Raw genomic sequence first — 537 nt, 5'->3', positions numbered from 1 at the left:
CAGGAAGATACTGCCAGCATCCATGATCAGGGCATCGATCCGCAGCAGGAGGCGCCCCTTCTGCCCGGGCAGCTGCAGTAACTGACAGTCAAAGAGAGGCCAGGTACCCGGATCACTGACCCGGTGGGATTCGGTGTGGCGAATACTGGCGAGCCGTGTGGCCAGTGTGGTGTCATCCAGAGCTTGCAGATCGGTGACAGCAATAGAGTACGCTGGTACATCGTCGAGAACCTGCTGTTGCCCGGAAGACAGGATAACAGTACGCAACATGGGATGACGGGCAATCAGGCCCCGCCAGGCGTGTTCGAGGCGGGATGTATCCAGTTGCCGGATGTCGTCCAGATCAAACTCGATATAGCCCTGGGCGGCGACCTGCCCCAATTCAAAGCCGGATTGGCGACCTAACCAGTAGGCCTGCTGAATGGGGTTCAGGGGGAAGGGAGCAAGAGCGTGATCGGGATCCGGAGAAACTTGGGGAAGTGCCAGCGCCTCATCGGTGCCGGTCTGGTCAATATGGTGAGCCAGCCGGGCCACAGA

General features: G+C 59.6%; 1 protein-coding gene. It reads right to left on the bottom strand.

Annotation, left to right across the window (positions count from 1 at the left end; genetic code table 11):
- A partial coding sequence (locus tag E1189_RS00530) for a condensation domain-containing protein (protein ID WP_230459855.1) occupies positions 1–537 on the bottom strand: 537 nt, incomplete at both ends.

This window comes from Parendozoicomonas verongulae, assembly GCF_009711465.1.
In the GTDB taxonomy this organism is placed as follows: Bacteria; Pseudomonadota; Gammaproteobacteria; order Pseudomonadales; family Endozoicomonadaceae; genus Sansalvadorimonas; species Sansalvadorimonas verongulae.
This window is presented reverse-complemented; position numbering and strand designations above follow the sequence as displayed.